General features: G+C 66.9%; 16 protein-coding genes and 1 tRNA gene. 14 read left to right on the top strand and 3 right to left on the bottom strand.

Features of this window, described 5'->3' with window-relative positions:
* Positions 1 to 2: 2 nt before the first annotated feature.
* From ACZ5TO_RS17905 to ACZ5TO_RS17890, 4 genes are all read left to right on the top strand, one after another.
* A complete protein-coding gene (locus ACZ5TO_RS17905) occupies positions 3 to 1253 on the top strand; it encodes an NAD(P)/FAD-dependent oxidoreductase (protein WP_464799046.1) in 1251 nt (416 codons plus the stop codon).
* 10 nt (positions 1254 to 1263) lie between these two features.
* Positions 1264 to 2946, top strand: coding sequence for a cis-3-hydroxy-L-proline dehydratase (gene lhpI, locus ACZ5TO_RS17900; RefSeq protein ID WP_464799045.1), 1683 nt, complete (start codon positions 1264 to 1266; stop codon positions 2944 to 2946).
* An 85-nt stretch (positions 2947 to 3031) separates the two neighbouring features.
* Positions 3032 to 3886 carry a DUF2793 domain-containing protein gene (locus ACZ5TO_RS17895; RefSeq protein ID WP_464799044.1) on the top strand — a complete coding sequence of 285 codons (855 nt, stop codon included), beginning with the start codon at positions 3032 to 3034 and terminating at the stop codon, positions 3884 to 3886.
* A 153-nt stretch (positions 3887 to 4039) separates the two neighbouring features.
* A complete protein-coding gene (locus ACZ5TO_RS17890) occupies positions 4040 to 5272 on the top strand; it encodes a TadE/TadG family type IV pilus assembly protein (RefSeq protein WP_464800420.1) in 1233 nt (410 codons plus the stop codon).
* Positions 5273 to 5307: 35 nt separating this feature from the next.
* On the opposite strand, the gene ACZ5TO_RS17885 is transcribed toward ACZ5TO_RS17890, so the two are convergent.
* Positions 5308 to 5397 (bottom strand) — tRNA-Ser (locus ACZ5TO_RS17885).
* A 232-nt stretch (positions 5398 to 5629) separates the two neighbouring features.
* Between ACZ5TO_RS17885 and ACZ5TO_RS17880 the strand changes: the two genes are divergently transcribed.
* The 3 genes from ACZ5TO_RS17880 to ACZ5TO_RS17870 all read left to right on the top strand — a co-directional run bounded on the left by ACZ5TO_RS17880 (position 5630) and on the right by ACZ5TO_RS17870 (position 7855).
* Complete coding sequence (locus ACZ5TO_RS17880) at positions 5630 to 5947, top strand: hypothetical protein (RefSeq protein ID WP_210308749.1); 318 nt, start codon at positions 5630 to 5632, stop codon at positions 5945 to 5947.
* Positions 5948 to 5982: 35 nt separating this feature from the next.
* Complete coding sequence (msrA, locus tag ACZ5TO_RS17875) at positions 5983 to 6633, top strand: peptide-methionine (S)-S-oxide reductase MsrA (protein ID WP_184144457.1); 651 nt, start codon at positions 5983 to 5985, stop codon at positions 6631 to 6633.
* Between the two features lie 229 nt (positions 6634 to 6862).
* On the top strand, positions 6863 to 7855 hold the full coding sequence (locus ACZ5TO_RS17870; protein WP_184144456.1) for a BMP family lipoprotein: 993 nt from the start codon (positions 6863 to 6865) through the stop codon (positions 7853 to 7855).
* A 63-nt stretch (positions 7856 to 7918) separates the two neighbouring features.
* Here ACZ5TO_RS17870 and ACZ5TO_RS17865 read toward each other — a convergent pair whose 3' ends face one another.
* Positions 7919 to 8143 carry a SlyX family protein gene (locus ACZ5TO_RS17865; protein ID WP_184144455.1) on the bottom strand — a complete coding sequence of 75 codons (225 nt, stop codon included), beginning with the start codon at positions 8141 to 8143 and terminating at the stop codon, positions 7919 to 7921.
* Between the two features lie 164 nt (positions 8144 to 8307).
* On the opposite strand from ACZ5TO_RS17865, the gene ACZ5TO_RS17860 reads away from it, so the two are divergent.
* From ACZ5TO_RS17860 to deoA, 7 genes are read left to right on the top strand one after another with little or no spacing between them, the layout of a single operon-like run.
* Complete coding sequence (locus ACZ5TO_RS17860) at positions 8308 to 9843, top strand: ABC transporter ATP-binding protein (protein ID WP_464799043.1); 1536 nt, start codon at positions 8308 to 8310, stop codon at positions 9841 to 9843.
* Positions 9840 to 10973 carry an ABC transporter permease gene (locus ACZ5TO_RS17855; RefSeq protein ID WP_464799042.1) on the top strand — a complete coding sequence of 378 codons (1134 nt, stop codon included), beginning with the start codon at positions 9840 to 9842 and terminating at the stop codon, positions 10971 to 10973. Before ACZ5TO_RS17860 ends, ACZ5TO_RS17855 begins: the two co-directional genes overlap by 4 nt.
* 3 nt (positions 10974 to 10976) lie before the next feature.
* Complete coding sequence (locus tag ACZ5TO_RS17850) at positions 10977 to 11948, top strand: ABC transporter permease (RefSeq protein WP_464799041.1); 972 nt, start codon at positions 10977 to 10979, stop codon at positions 11946 to 11948.
* A gap of 2 nt (positions 11949 to 11950) precedes the next feature.
* Positions 11951 to 12343, top strand: a complete 393-nt coding sequence (locus ACZ5TO_RS17845; protein WP_464799040.1) for a cytidine deaminase — start codon at positions 11951 to 11953, stop codon at positions 12341 to 12343.
* Positions 12340 to 13152 carry a purine-nucleoside phosphorylase gene (locus tag ACZ5TO_RS17840; protein ID WP_464799039.1) on the top strand — a complete coding sequence of 271 codons (813 nt, stop codon included), beginning with the start codon at positions 12340 to 12342 and terminating at the stop codon, positions 13150 to 13152. The genes ACZ5TO_RS17845 and ACZ5TO_RS17840 overlap by 4 nt, the downstream gene beginning before the upstream one ends.
* Positions 13145 to 13906 carry a deoxyribose-phosphate aldolase gene (gene deoC, locus ACZ5TO_RS17835; RefSeq protein WP_464799038.1) on the top strand — a complete coding sequence of 254 codons (762 nt, stop codon included), beginning with the start codon at positions 13145 to 13147 and terminating at the stop codon, positions 13904 to 13906. The genes ACZ5TO_RS17840 and deoC overlap by 8 nt, the downstream gene beginning before the upstream one ends.
* A gap of 1 nt (position 13907) precedes the next feature.
* Positions 13908 to 15221, top strand: coding sequence for a thymidine phosphorylase (gene deoA, locus ACZ5TO_RS17830; protein ID WP_184144448.1), 1314 nt, complete (start codon positions 13908 to 13910; stop codon positions 15219 to 15221).
* Here deoA and ACZ5TO_RS17825 read toward each other — a convergent pair.
* A complete protein-coding gene (locus ACZ5TO_RS17825; protein WP_184144447.1) occupies positions 15211 to 15750 on the bottom strand; it encodes a TIGR02281 family clan AA aspartic protease in 540 nt (179 codons plus the stop codon). The genes deoA and ACZ5TO_RS17825 overlap by 11 nt on opposite strands.
* Positions 15751 to 15798: the final 48 nt, after the last annotated feature.

Genomic DNA, 15798 nt, shown 5'->3' with positions numbered 1-15798 from the left:
ACATGAAAACCGAAATCGAACCCGGCGTCGTCGTCATCGGCGCCGGCGTGGTCGGCCTGTCGGCCGCCATCGCGCTTGAGGCGCGCGGCCTTGCCGTCACCGTCCTCGAACGCGAGGCCCCCGCCGCGGGCGCCTCCGCCGGCAATGCCGGCGCCTTCGCCTTCACCGACATCCTGCCGCTCGCCTCGCCCGGCATCCTGAGGAAAGCGCCGAAATGGCTGCTCGACCCGCTCGGGCCGCTCAGCATACCGCCGTCCTATGCCATGCAGATCGCGCCGTGGATGTTCCGCTTCTGGCGCGCCTGCTCGGCAGGCCGCGTCACCCATTCCACCGCCGCGCAGACGGCGCTGATGGACCTTTCCAAGGCCGCGCTCGAACCGTTCCTCACTGAGACCGGCACGGCGTCCATGCTGCGCAAGGAAGGCAATCTCCAGGTCTACGAGAGCCAGGCCGAGCTCGACGCCTCGCTGCCCGGCTGGAAGGCCCGCGCGGAACACGGCATCGAATTCCGCCACATGGACGCCGCCGGGATGGCGGAGATCCAACCCGGCCTCGCGCCGCGCTTCACGCACGGCACCTTCACGCCCGGCTGGTATTCCATCGCCGACCCGAAGCTCTACACGCTGGCGCTCGCCGATCATTTCCGTGCCAGGGGCGGCGTGATCGAGCGCGCCGAGGTCTCCGGCCTGAAAGCCGTCGACGGCGGCGTGGAGATCGCCACCGCGGACGGCCGCGTTCGGCGCGTGGAGCGGGTCGTGCTGGCGGCCGGCGCCTTCTCGCACCTTCTTGCGCGCGGCCTTGGCGAAAACATCCCGCTCGAGACCGAGCGCGGCTACAACACGACGCTGCCGGCGGACGCCTTCGACCTGCGCACGCAGGTCACCTTCGGCGGCCACGGCTTCGTCGTCACCCGGCTTTCGACCGGCATCCGCGTTGGCGGCGCGGTGGAGCTCGGCGGACTGAAGCTACCGCCGAACTTCCGCCGGTCGGAAGCCATGCTGGAGAAGGCGCGGCGCTTCCTGCCCGGCCTGAAGCCGGACGGCGGCGTACAGTGGATGGGCTTCCGCCCCTCCATGCCCGACAGCCTGCCGGCCATCGGCCGCGCCCGCGCGACGGCGAACGTCGTCTACGCCTTCGGTCACGGCCATCTCGGCCTCACTCAGTCGGCCGGCACCGCCCGTCTCGTCGCCGAGCTCCTGACGGGGCAGCCGACGAGCATCGACATCGCCCCCTTCTCCCCGCAACGCTTCTAGGAGCCGTCCCATGGCCGACCTTTCCGCCCGCAGCATCCTCGCCGGCACCGCCGCCGGCCCGATCATCGCGGCGGGAGAGGCGCTGAGCTTCTGGGGCGGGGTCGATCCGGCGACCGGCAAGGTCATCGACGTGCACCATCCGCTGCACGGCAGAACGATCACCGGCGGCATCCTGATGATGCCGTCGAGCCGCGGTTCCTGCACGGGCTCCGGCGTGCTGCTCGACCTCGCGCTGACCGGCCGCGCGCCCGCGGCCCTCATCTTCAGCGAGGCGGAGGACGTGCTGACCCTCGGCGCGCTCATCGCCGCCGAGATGTTCGGCAAGTCGCTGCCGGTGCTGCGCCTCTCCCACGATGCCTTCGACGCGCTCTGTCGGGCGAAGTCGGCAAGGATAGGCGACACGGCCATCGAGGCCGACGGCCTGACGATCCCCGTTTCCCCGCCCGCCACCGCCGCGCTCGACCTCACCGACGACGACCGCGCCATGCTGGAGGGCCGCGACGGCATCGTCGTGCAGCTCGCCATGCGTATCACGACCGCCATGGCCGCCCAGCAGGGCGCAAAAAAGCTCGTCGACGTGGTGCAGGGCCATATCGATGGCTGCATCTATGCCAGCCCCGCCAACCTGACTTTTGCGGAAAAGATGGCGGACATGGGCGCGAAGGTACGCGTGCCGACCACGATGAACGCCATTTCCGTCGACCGCGCCAACTGGGAAAGGCAGGGCGTGCCGCACGACTTCGGCGATCCGGCCGCCCGGCTTGCCGACGCCTATGTGCGCATGGGCTGCCGGCCGACCTTCACCTGCTCGCCCTACCTGCTCGACAGCGCGCCGAAGGCGGGCGAGGCGATCGCCTGGGCCGAATCCAATGCCGTGATCTTCGCCAATACCGTGCTCGGCGCGCGCACGGCCAAGCACCCGGACTTCCTCGACCTCTGCATCGCGCTCACCGGCCGCGGGCCGCTCTCCGGCGTCTATCTTGCCGAACACCGCAAGGCGAGCCGCGTCATCGCGGTGGAGCTCCCCGAGAATGTCGACGACGCCTTCTGGCCGCTGGTCGGCTATCTCGCCGGCCGCGCCGCGCCGGACCGCATCCCCCTCCTCACCGGCCTTGCCGATGCGAAACCGACGCGGGACGACCTCAAGGCCCTTTGCGCCGCCTTCGGCACCACCTCGGCCGCACCGATGCTGCATATCGAGGGCGTGACGCCCGAGGCCGAGGGCGCCGCCGCGCCGGATGCCGACCGTGCGACAATCACCCGCGCCGACATGATCGACGTCTGGACGATGTTCAACGACGGCCCCGAACAGGTCGAGCTCGTCGCCATCGGCAGCCCGCATGCCTCGGCCTCCGAATGCCGCGCCTTCGCCGACGCGCTTGCCGGCCGCAAACGGCACGGGGACGTCACGGTGATCGTCACCGCCGGCCGCGACGTCATGGCCGAAGCCGGCGACGTCCTTGCCCGGCTGCGGGAAAGCGGCGTCGAGGTGCTGCCGGACCTCTGCTGGTGCTCGATCTCCGAGCCCGTCTTCCCGACGAAGACGCGGGCGCTCATCACCAATTCCGGCAAATACGCCCATTACGGCCCGGGCCTTTCCGGCCGCACCGTGCGCTTCGGCAACCTTGCCGACTGCGTGGAGGCGGCGCTGACCGGCCGCGTGCCGCCACGCCTGCCGGCCTGGCTCGCCTGACGGCGGGAATTTCCCCCTTCGTCCCCGCCTTTCCCCTCGATGCTAGAGTCCGCGACATCGCGCAACGTCATCGAGGATCAGGAACATGACAGAAGTTTCGCCGCGCATCGGCCTTGGCTATGTGATGCCATCGCAGGCCCAGAAGCACGTCACCGTCAACGAGAGCCTGCGCCGGCTCGACGCCGTGGTGCAATGCGCGGTGAAGTCCGCGACGACGACCGAGGAACCGGGCACGCCGGCGGAGGGTGACGCCTATATCCTGCCCGCCGGCCGGTCCGGCCCCGCCTGGGACATCCTTGCCGAAACCCATATCGCTGTCTTCCAGGACGGCGCCTTCGCGGCCATCCCGCCGGCCGCCGGCTTCCTTGCCTATGCGATGGATACCGGCCGGTTCCTGCTGTTCGACGGCGCGGCCTGGCGGACGATCCCGCTTTCGGGCGACAACGTGCCCTCCCTCGGCATCAACACCGGCGCGGACGCGAACAACCGGCTGGCCGTCAAGGCGAATGCCGAGCTTCTCAGCCATGACGACGTCACGCCCGGCAGCGGCGACGCCCGCAAGGTCATCAACAAGGCGGGCACCGGCAACACCGCCTCGCTCCTGCTCCAGACCGGCTTTTCCGGCCGCGCCGAGATCGGCCTCGTCGGCGAGGACAATCTCACCGTCAAGGTCTCCTCCGACGGCGGCACCTTTACCGAAGTCATGCGGGCGGACGCGGCGACCGGCAACCTCGGTGTCGGCTTGAGCGCGACGCCGGTCTGCAGGCTCGATGTCGCCGGGCCCGTGCGGGTCGCCGGCTACACGGTCGCCGCCCTGCCGCCCGCCGGCGCCGGGGCGGGGCAGATCATCCACGTCACAGACGCTTCGGGCGGCGCCGTCCTCGCCTTCAGCGACGGCACGAACTGGCGCCGCGTCACCGACCGCGCCGTCGTTTCCTGACGGGGTGCGAAGCGGCCGGATTAGTATTACTAATTGTTCATTTCCTCATGCGATGCTCCGCTTCAAAGACGGGGCATTGGGGAAACGACGTTGCAGCCACGCCGCATTCTATCCGACAGGCAGGGGAATTTCGGGATTCTCACTGCGCTCATCATGGTGCCGCTCCTCGGCTGCGCGGGCATGGCGATCGATTTCACCAATGCCCTGCGCATCCGCTCGCAACTGATGGACGCGGCCGATTCCGCCGCCCTCGGGGCGATCACCGAGCAGTCGAAGGGCGTTGCGGCGGCGATCAAGATGTCGGCGGACGGCGACGTCCCGGTCGCGAACGCCGACGGGCGCGAGCTTTTCCTTTCCCAGAGCAGCGATTCCTTTCTCCAGGCGCCGGTGGACGTTGCCGTCACGGTGAACAAGAAGGGCAACAACCTGTCGTCCGCGGTGCATTTCTCCGCCGCCGTGCCGACGACCTTCCTGCGGATCATCGGCCACGACGCGATCACGGTGAGCGGCACGGCGACGGCCGTCTACCAGACGGAGAGCTTCACCGACTTCTACATGCTGCTCGACAACACGCCCTCGATGGGCGTGGGCGCAACGCCGGGCGACGTCGCCAAGATGGTGGCGGCGACCTCCGACAAGTGCGCCTTCGCCTGCCATATCGTCAACAACGGCGTCGACGACAAGAACAGCTACTACAACCTCGCCCGGAAGATCGGCGCGACCATTCGCATCGACGTGGTGGCGAAGGCGACGGCGGCCCTCATGGACGAGGCCGTCGCCACGCAGAAATACGCCAACCAGTTCCGCATCGCCGCCTACACGTTCGGCGAGGCGGCGACGGACGTGAAGCTCTTCACGGTCTCCAAGCTGACGTCGGACCTCAATACGCTGAAGAAGGCGACGGCGAACATCAAGCTCATGAGCATCCCCAAGCAGGGCTACAACAACGACCAGCAGACCAGTTTCGACGATGCGCTCACCAAGATCGGCGGCGAGATCGACGATCCGGGCGACGGCAGCAGCACGGCGAGCCGGGAAAAGGTCGTCTTCTTCGTCGCCGACGGGGTGGGTGACAGCGAGAAGGCAAAGGGCTGCACGAAGAAGCTGACCGGCAACCGCTGCCAGGAGCCGATCGACACGAAATACTGCGACGCCCTGAAGCAACGCGGCATCCGCATCGCGGTTCTCTATACGACCTACCTGCCGCTCCCCACCAACGATTGGTACAATACCTGGATCTCGCCCTTCCAGAACGAGATCGGCACGAAGATGAAGGAATGCGCCAGCGACGGCCTCTATTTCGAGGTCAGCCCCACCGAGGGCATCGAGGCGGCCATGAAGGCGCTCTTCCTCAAGACAGTAAAATCTCCGCGCCTGTCGAGCTGACGGCCTGCTCTAAAAATCAATGATTTGGGAAGGGATGGCGGACAGAGAGGGATTCGAACCCTCGATAGAGTTTCCCCTATACACGCGTTCCAGGCGTGCGCCTTCAACCACTCGGCCACCTGTCCGTCCGCTCGCTGCCGGCGGTCAGTCCGGCGCGGATCGCTTTCCTGTTTCCATTCCGGCGAGACGGCGCGATATATACCGAGGTTTGCAGCGGGATCAACCGCTTTCTGACAGAAACTTGAAGGATTTCCCGCGCTGCGGCGAAGGATTGCGCAAGGCCGGCCGTCTTCCTATCTATAGGCAGGAAGAAAGCGGGGCGGAATTGCCGCTCGCGGGCTGCGCCGGGAGGGCGCGATGATACGGTTCGTCCTCAAGGCCATCAGCCTTTTCGCCCTCGTCGTCGCCATCATGGCCGGCACGATCGATGCGATCCAGTCGGTCTCGGCTTCCGAGCCGGTGCTGACGCCGCTTGCCGTCGCCTGGAGCACGGCGAGCCCCGATACGATCGCCCTCGTCGCCGACAGCATCATGCGCAACTTTCCCTATGCGTGGGATCCGGCGGCCATGTGGGTGCTTTCGCAGCCGGCCTTCGCCGTGCTGCTTATCGTTTCGCTGTTCTTCTGGGTGATCGCCTACAGGCGGCCGCCCGTCGCGGGCCGCTTCACCGCGTAAAGCCCGTTTCTCCAAGTTCGGCCAGGGAGGCCAGAATGTTCCTGATCGACATGTTCAACAAGAAGACCGCCATGCCCGCGCCCGAGGCAGCCCTGCCCGGCCGCCACGAGCCCATTGCGACATCCGAAACCCATTTCGTGAACGGCCATCCGCTGAAGGGGCCCTATCCGGCGGGCTACCGCACGGTGCTCCTCGGCATGGGCTGCTTCTGGGGCGCCGAGCGGCTGCTCTGGCAGATCCCCGGCGTCTGGGTGACGGCATCGGGCTATTCCGGCGGCTTCACGCCGAACCCCACCTATCACGAGACGACGACGGGGCTCACCGGCCACGCCGAAGTCGTGCTCGTCGTCTACGATCCGGCAAAGGTCTCGCTCGAAACCCTACTGAAGGCCTTCTTCGAGGCGCACGACCCGACGCAGGGCATGCGCCAGGGCAACGATATCGGCACGACCTACCGCTCGGCGATCTATGCCGGGGACGCGGGCGACCTTGAGACGGCGCGCCGCGTGCGCGACGCCTACCAGGCGGCGCTGACGGCGGCCGGGCGCACGGACCGCATCACGACGGAGATCGCCGAGGCCGGTCCGTTCTACTTCGCCGAGGAGGCGCACCAGCAGTATCTCGCCAAGAATCCGGGCGGCTATTGCGGCCTGCGCGGCACGGGCGTTTCCTGCGCCATCGGCTGATAGCGCCGTTATTCCAAGAGGTTATGGCCGCTGCAGCGGAAGGGGAAAACCCTTTGCCCGCAGCGGCCATATTTTTTACCAACTGAAAAATTTCTGGTGAATTTTTCCGGCAGCCGTGCAAGGATGCCGCCAGCCTGACCCGAGGGAAAGGGGTCGGTGGCTCCGTGCGCGCTGTTTCACGCGCCGCCCGGAAGGTCCCTATAAGATCAATAGCGAACAGGGCTGCACAATGAAGAAAACCCTTCTCACCCTTCTTGCCACCGCTGCGATGTCGGCCAGCGCGCTCGCCGCGGACATCAAGCCGGCCATCATCTACGACCTCGGCGGCAAGTTCGACAAGTCGTTCAACGAGGCAGCCTTCAACGGCGCGGAAAAGTTCAAGACCGAGACCGGCATCGAATACCGCGACTTCGAAATCGCCAACGACGCCCAGCGCGAGCAGGCGCTGCGCCGCTTTGCCGGCGACGGCAACAACCCCATCGTGATGGCCGGCTTCTCCTGGTCCGCAGCGCTCGAGAAGGTCGCCGCGGAATATCCGGACACCAAGTTCGCCATCATCGACATGGTGCTCGACAAGCCGAACGTCCGCTCGGTCGTCTTCAAGGAAGAGGAAGGCTCGTGGCTCGCCGGCATCCTCGCCGGCATGGCCTCCAAGACGAAGACCGTCTCCTTCGTCGGCGGCATGGACATTCCGCTGATCCACAAGTTCGCCTGCGGCTATATCGGCGGCGCCAAGTCGCTCGGCCCGGACTATAACGTGCTCGAAGCCTACACGGGCACGACGCCGGACGCCTGGAACGACCCGGTCAAGGGCGGCGAGATCGCCAAGTCGCAGTTCGACCAGGGCTCCGACGTCGTCTACCATGCCGCGGGCGGCACGGGCGTCGGCGTCCTGCAGGCCGCGGCCGACGCGGGCAAGCTCGGCATCGGCGTCGATTCCAACCAGAACGGCCTGCAGCCCGGCAAGGTGCTGACCTCGATGGTCAAGCGCGTCGACGTCGCCGTCTACGACGCCTTCATGTCGGCCAAGAACGACACGTTCAAGCCCGGCATCAACGTGCTCGGCCTCAAGGAAGGCGGCGTCGACGTCGCCATGGACGAGAACAACGCCCCGCTCATCACCCCCGAAATGAAGGCCGCCATCGACAAGGCGCGCGCCGACATCATCGCCGGCACGGTGCAGGTCCACGACTACATGTCGGACGAGACCTGCCCCTACTAAGCGGCATCGGCCAGATCACCGGCCCGTCTGCGCAAGCAGGCGGGCCGATTCCGTCTCATGGCCTCAATAGTGCGGGGGACGGGTGACGGCCGGGGCTTCCAGCGACCCTTCTTCCAGCACGAGGAACCGTTCCGTCAGCCGGTCGAGCTTTGTGCGAAGCTGCTCGACCACGCGCCATTGCTCGGCGAGCTGGTCGGAAAGCTCCTCGATCGTGTTGGCCTGATGGGCGACATGCTCCTCCAGACGGGCGATGCGCTCGGCCTGGGTTTCTTCGGAACGGTCGGGCATGGGCATGGTCCTCCTTGCCGGTCAGAGGCGGCGGCACGAGCTATAGCGGCGCGGGACCCTGCCCGCAATCGGGCTGGACAAGAGCGGCGGAAGCAACAAGACTACGAGCCGATAGGCCGGAAGCGCGGCCCTTCGGCCCCAAATCCCCGTAAGAGCGGATCGTCATGAGCGAATTGGCAATCGAACTGAAGGGCATCGACAAGAGCTTCGGCCTCGTCCACGCCAACCGGAACATCAACCTGAAGGTCCGCAAGGGCACCATTCACGGCATCATCGGCGAGAACGGCGCCGGCAAATCCACCCTCATGTCGATCCTCTACGGCTTTTACCAGGCCGACCACGGCGACATCCTGATCGACGGCAGCAAGGTCGACATCCGCGATCCGAACGCGGCGATCGCCGCCGGCATCGGCATGGTCCACCAGCACTTCATGCTGGTCGAGAACTTCACCGTGCTGGAGAACATCATGCTGGGCGCGGAGGAAAGCCAGATCCTCAATGCCGGCATCACCAAGGCGCGCGCGGAACTGAAGCGGCTCGAAAAGGAATATGCGCTGGAGGTCGATCCGGACGCCGTTATCGAGGAGCTGCCGGTCGGCATCCAGCAGCGCGTGGAGATCCTGAAAGCCCTCTACCGCAAGGCCGATATCCTCATCCTCGACGAGCCGACGGGCGTCCTGACGCCGGCGGAGGCCGATCACCTCTTCCGCATCCTCCAGCAGCTCAAGGAGCAGGGAAAGACCGTCATCCTCATCACCCACAAGCTGCGCGAGATCATGGCGATCACCGACGAGGTCTCCGTCATGCGCCGCGGCGAGATGGTGGCGACGCGCACGACAAAGGAGACCTCGGTGGAGGAGCTGGCCGAGCTGATGGTCGGCCGCCGCGTGCTGCTGCGCGTGGAAAAAGGCGAGGCGAAGCCCGCCGACGTCAAGCTTTCCGTCCGCAACCTCACGGTCCGCGACAGCCGCGGCGTGACGATGGTGGACGACGTCTCCTTCGATATCCGCGCCGGCGAGATCGTCGGCATCGCCGGGGTTGCCGGCAACGGCCAGTCGGAACTGCTGGAGGCGATCTCCGGCATCCGCCGGGCGGCTTCGGGCACCGTGCTGCTTTCCGGCAGCGCAATCGACGTGACGGGCGATGCCGACCCGGCGGCGCTGCGCAAGCGCGGCCTTGCCCATGTGCCGGAGGATCGCCACCATGTCGGCCTCGTCCTGAAGTTCGACGAGAGCGAGAACGCCATCCTCGGCTATCACGACGATCCGAAATACCGGAAGGGCTTCCTGCTCGACGTCGACGCGATCCGCGCCGACGCGGAAGAGAAGATCGCCGCCTACGACATCCGCCCACCGAACCCGCGGCTGAAAACCGCCAACTTCTCCGGCGGCAACCAGCAGAAGATCGTTCTGGCGCGCGAAATGGAGCGCGGCCCCGAGGTGCTGATCATCGGCCAGCCAACGCGCGGCGTCGACGTCGGGGCCATCGAATTCATTCACAAGCGCATCATCGAGATGCGCGACCAGGGCAAGGCGGTGCTGCTCGTCTCGGTGGAGCTCGACGAGATCCGCGCGCTGTCGGACCGCATCCTCGTCATGTTCGCCGGCCGCATCGTCGGCGAGCGCACGCCCGATGCATCCGAAGGTGAACTCGGCCTGCTGATGGCCGGCGTGGAAGGCCCGAAGGAGGCCGCGGAATGAGCGTACCCTATGCGAAACTGCCGGCCTGGGCCGAATACGGCCTGATCCCGCTCGTCAACCTTATCGTTGCCTTCCTGATCTCCGGCCTCGTCGTGCTCATCGTCGGCGAAAGCCCGCTGGAAGCCGCCTACCACATGATCAACGGCGCCTTCGGGCGCGGCGAATATATCGGCTTCACGCTCTACTATACGACGACCTTCATCTTCACCGGCCTTTCCGTCGCGGTCGCCTTCCATTGCGGCCTCTTCAACATCGGCACGGAGGGGCAGGCCTATATCGGCGGCATCGGCGTGGCGCTCGCCTGCCTTGCGTTCGACCGGACGCTGCCCTGGTATCTCGTCTTCCCGATCGCCATCGTCGGCGCCTCGTTCTTCGGCGCGCTCTGGGCGCTCATTCCCGGCTGGCTGCAGGCCAAGCGCGGCAGCCATATCGTCATCACGACGATCATGTTCAACTTCATCGCCGCCAGCCTCATGAACTACCTGCTCAACAAGGTGTTCAAGCCGCTCGGCTCCATGTCGCTCGAAACCCGCACCTTCGATGCGGGCGGGCAGCTTCCCAAGCTCGACTGGCTGATGTCGATCTTCGGCCTTTCCGTCGGCTCGGCGCCGTTCAACATCTCCTTCCTGCTGGCGCTTCTCGTCTCCTTCGGCGTCTGGGTGCTGATCTGGCGCACCAAGCTCGGCTACGAGATGCGCACCATGGGCCACAGCCCCGCCGCCGCCCGCTATGCCGGCATCAAGGAAGCGAAGATCATCATCATCACCATGATGCTCTCCGGCGCGCTCGCCGGCATGATGGCGCTGAACCCGATCATGGGCGAGCAGTTCCGCATGCAGCTCGATTTCGTGCAGGGCGCCGGCTTCGTCGGCATCGCCGTGGCGCTGATGGGCCGCTCGCATCCGGCGGGCATCATCCCGGCCGCCCTCCTCTTCGGCATGCTCTACCAGGGCGGCGCGGAAATCTCCTTCGAGATGCCCTCCATCTCGCGCGACATGATCGTCATCATCCAGGGCCTGGTGATCCTCTTTGCCGGCGCGCTGGAGCACATGTTCCGCCCGGCCATCACGCGCATCGTCCTCGGGCTCTCGCCGAAGACAAGCGACGTCGCCGCCACCAAGGGAGCCTGAACCATGGAACTCTTTCAGGTCTTCATCGAGCTTGCGCAGTCGACCGTCCGCGTCTCGACGCCACTGATCCTCGCCGCCCTCGCCGGCCTCTTCACCGAGCGGGCGGGCGTCTTCGACATCGGCCTCGAGGGAAAGATGCTGGGCGCGGCCTTCGCCGCCGGCGCCGTCGCCTACATCACCCAGTCCGTGATGATGGGGCTGCTTGCCGCCATCCTCATCTCCGTGCTGCTCTCGCTGGTGCACGGCTATGCCTCGATCACCCAGCGCGGCAACCAGATCGTCTCGGGCGTCGCCATCAACTTCGTCGTCGCCGGCGCCACCGTCATCCTCGGGCAGGCCTGGTTCAAGCAGGGCGGGCGCACGCCGGCGCTCTCGGCGGACGGCCGCTTCGGCACGATCAAGCTGCCCTTCGCCGACGGCCTGCGCGACGTGCCGATCCTCGGGCAGGTCTATTCCGACCTCCTCTCCGGTCATTCGCCCCTCACCTATCTCGCCTTCCTGATGGTGCCGGCGAGCTGGTGGATCCTCTACCGCACGCGCTTCGGCCTTCGCCTTCGCGCCGTCGGGGAAAATCCGGGCGCGGTCGATACCGCCGGCATCTCCGTCATCTGGCTGCGCTACCGCGCCGTCATCTGCTGCGGCATCCTGTGCGGCGTGGCGGGCGCCTATCTCTCGCTTGCGGCCAATGCCGGCTTTACCAAGGGCATGACGGCGGGCAAGGGCTATATCGCGCTCGCCGCCCTCATCTTCGCCAAGTGGCGGCCGAAGAACATCCTCTTCGCCTGCCTGCTCTTCGGCTTCCTCGATGCCTTCGCCATCCGCTACCAGGGCTATGCCTTCCCGCTGATCGGCAAGGTGCCGGTACAATTGATGCAGGCGCTGCCCTATATCCTCACGGTGATCCTGCTTGCGGGCTTCATCGGCAAGGCCATTCCGCCGAAGGCCGGCGGCGTGCCCTACGTCAAGGAGCGCTAGAAATGTCCCACGACCTCTTCGAGGCGGCGCGCGCGGCGATGGCCCACGCCTATGCGCCCTATTCGAAATTCCCCGTCGGCGCGGCGATCCGTGCCGAGGACGGGAAAATCTATGCCGGCGCCAATATCGAGAACATCTCCTTTCCGCAGGGCTGGTGCGCCGAACCCACCGCCATCAGCCACATGATCATGGCCGGCGCGACGAAGATCGTCGAGATGGCGGTGATTGCCGAGAAGCTGCCGCTCTGCCCGCCCTGCGGCGGCTGCCGGCAGAAGATCGCCGAATTCGCCTCGGCGAAAACGCAGATCTATCTTTGCGACGAGACCGGCGTGAAGAAGACCATGACGATGGAAGAGCTTCTGCCGCACGGCTTTGCGACGGACGTGATCGGATGAGCGCCACGACGACCGACCTCCTCATATCGCGCCTCGGCGGCGTCGCGCCGCGCCACGGCATCGTGCTCGGCTCCGGCCTCGGCTCGCTGGTGGAAGCGATCACCGATCCGCTGCGCATTTCTTATTCCGACCTGCCGAGCTTTCCGGTCAGCGCCGTTTCGGGCCATGCCGGCGAGCTCGTCATCGGCCATCTGGGCGGCGTCCCCGTCATCGTGCTTTCCGGCCGCGTGCATTACTACGAGAGCGGCGACGCCAATGCCATGCGCACGCCCATCGAGGTGCTGAAGGGGCTCGGCGTCACCTCGCTGATCCTCACCAATTCGGCGGGATCGCTGCGGGACGACATGCCGCCCGGCTCGGTGATGCGTATTTCCGACCACATCAATTTCTCCGGCACCAACCCGCTGATCGGCCTTGCCGGCGACGACCGCTTCGTCGGCATGACCAATGCCTACGATGCCGGGCTCGCCGCAAGCATGGAGCGGGCAGCGGAAAAGCTCGGCATCCCGCTCTCCAGCGGCGTCTACATGTGGTTCTCCGGGCCGAGCTTCGAGACGCCGGCGGAAATCCGCATGGCGCGCGTGCTCGGCGCCGATGCCGTCGGCATGTCGACCGTGCCGGAAGTGCTGATCGCCCGCCATCTCGGCCTCAGGGTCGCCGCCGCCTCGGTCATCACCAATTTCGGCGCCGGCATGACGGGCGGCGAACTCAGCCATCACGAAACCAAGGACATGGCCCCGGTCGGCGGAAAGCGGCTCGCCGCAATCCTCGCCGAGATGATCGCGGGCGGAGACGACGACCATGCATGAGGCCACCGCCAAGAAAGCGCTCTCGCTGCTCGACCTGACCGATCTGACCGACACCTGCGATGCGGCGGCCATCGAAAAGCTCTGCAGGCAGGCGCAGACGCCCTTCGGGCCCACGGCCGCCATCTGCATCTGGCCGCGCTTCGTGGCTCAGGCGCGCGGCATCCTCAGCAAGGGCAATGCGGTGAAGATCGCCACCGTCGTCAACTTCCCCTCGGGCGACATGGCCATTGCGGACGTCGTCGCCGAGACGAAGCAGGCGATTGCCGACGGCGCCGACGAGATCGACCTCGTCATTCCGTACCGCGATTTCATCACCGGCGACGAAGAGGCCGTGACGGAGATGGTGACGGCCGTGAGGGCCGCCTGCCCGCCGCCCGTCACGCTCAAGACCATCCTGGAGACCGGCGAACTCAAGGACCCGGCGCTGATCCGCGAGGCCTCCGACCTTGCCATTGCCGCCGGCACGGATTTCATCAAGACCTCCACCGGCAAGGTTGCCGTCAACGCCACCCTGCAGGCCGCAGAGATCATGCTGAACGCCATCAAGACGAGCGGCAGGCCGGTCGGCTTCAAGCCGGCGGGCGGCGTGCGCACCGTGGCGGATGCCGGCGAATACCTGGCGCTCGCCGCCTCGATCCTCGGCGAAGGCTGGGCGACGCCGAAAACCTTCCGCTTCGGCGCCTCGGGGCTTCTGGGCGACATTCTTTCCGTGCTCGGCGGCCAGCCCGCGCCCGCCGCGCCGGCAAGCTACTGAGATGCTGCCGCAGGAGACGATCCGCCGAAAGCGCAATGGCGAGCCGCTCTTGCCCGAGGAGATTTCCCGCCTCGTTGCCGGCGTGACGGACGGCAGCGTCTCCGAGGGGCAGGTCGCCGCCTTCGCCATGGCGGTCTGGTTCAACGGCATGGCGCGCGAGGAGACCGTGGCGCTGACATTGGCCATGCGCGATTCGGGCGACGTGCTCGACTGGTCGGACCTGGGCCGCCCGGTCGCCGACAAGCATTCGACCGGCGGCGTCGGCGACAATGTCTCGCTGATGCTGGCGCCCATCGCGGCCGCCTGCGGGCTTGCCGTGCCGATGATCTCCGGGCGCGGCCTCGGCCATACCGGCGGCACGCTCGACAAGCTGGAATCGATCCCCGGCTACACGATCATGCCCTCCGCCGACATCTTCCGCCGTACGGTGAAGGACATCGGCTGCGCGATCATCGGCCAGACGGCGGACCTCGCGCCCGCCGACAAGCGCATCTACGCCATCCGCGACGTGACGGCGACGGTCGATTCCGTGCCGCTGATCACCGCCTCGATCCTTTCCAAGAAGCTCGCCGCCGGCCTGCAATCGCTGGTGCTGGACGTGAAGGTCGGCAACGGCGCCTTCATGACGGAGATGGCCGAGGCCGAGACGCTCGCCCGCTCGCTGGTCGAGGTGGCGAACGGGGCGGGCGTGAAGACATCCGCGCTCATCACCGACATGAACCAGCCGCTGGCGGACGCCGCCGGCAACGCGGTGGAGATCGCAAACTGCATCGCCTTCCTCAAGGGCGAGAAGGCCGGCACGCGGCTGGAGCGCATCGTTCTGGCTTTCGCCGCCGAAATGCTGGCGCTGTCCGGGCTGGAGACCGATCCCGCCGCGGCCCTCGCGCAGGCGAGGGGAGCGCTCACGAGCGGCGCCGCGGCGGAGGTCTTCGGGCGCATGGTGCACGCTCTCGGCGGCCCGGCTGATATCGTCGAGCGGGCGGCGGTCTATCTCTCGCCCGCCCCGGTCATCCGCCCGGTCCTTGCGGACGAGGCCGGCTACCTTGCCGCCTGCGACACGCGGGGCATCGGCCTTGCCGTCATCGAGCTTGGCGGCGGGCGCAGCCGGCCGGACGATACCGTCGACCACCGGGTCGGTTTCGACCGCCTGCTGCCGCTCGGCACGAAGGTGGAAAAGGGCATGGAGATCGGCCGCGTCCATGCGGCAAGCACCGATGCCGCCGAGCGCGCGGCGATGCGGCTTGCCGCGCTCTACCGGACCACGCCGGAAGCGCCGGCCGCCGCGCCGGAAATCCTCGAGGCCGTCAGCGCGTGAGCTGCAGCTTGCCGTCCTCGACCTTGTAGGACGAGAGCCCCTTGAGGAAGCTCATGCCGATCAGCGTGCCGGAAAGCGCCTTGTCTTCCAGCACCATGGCGCCGACCTTCTCCATGCGCACCGGGCCGATCTCGACCCTGTCGAGGCGGATATAGGCGGCACGCGCCTTGCCGTTGGCCGTGTCGACCGCGTAGCGGAAATCGAGGTCCGCCTTGTCGATGCCGAGGCGCTGGGCGGTGGAGACGTTGAGGGCGACCATGCTGGCGCCCGTATCGACCATGCCCTCCTCCTTGCGGCCATTGATGGAGAAGAGGCCGGTGAAATGGCCGTCCGCATCGGCCGCGATGACGGCGCTGCGGTTGCCGGTATAGCGCGCCGCATCCTGGCCCGCCGAAACCGAAGCCTTCTCGACCCTTGCGGGCGGCGTGCCGGATGCGGCCGTTTCGAGATAGCGCGTCGCAAGGCCGGGCACGAAGGCGGCCGCGGCCGCGACGGACCCGACGACAAGAACGAGGCTGCGAAGGAACATGGGACGGTCTCCGGAAGGATCTGTCCCGAAATAGCACGCCGCCGGCTA

The sequence above is a fragment of the Shinella sp. Sh6 genome, assembly GCF_055392685.1.
This window is presented reverse-complemented; position numbering and strand designations above follow the sequence as displayed.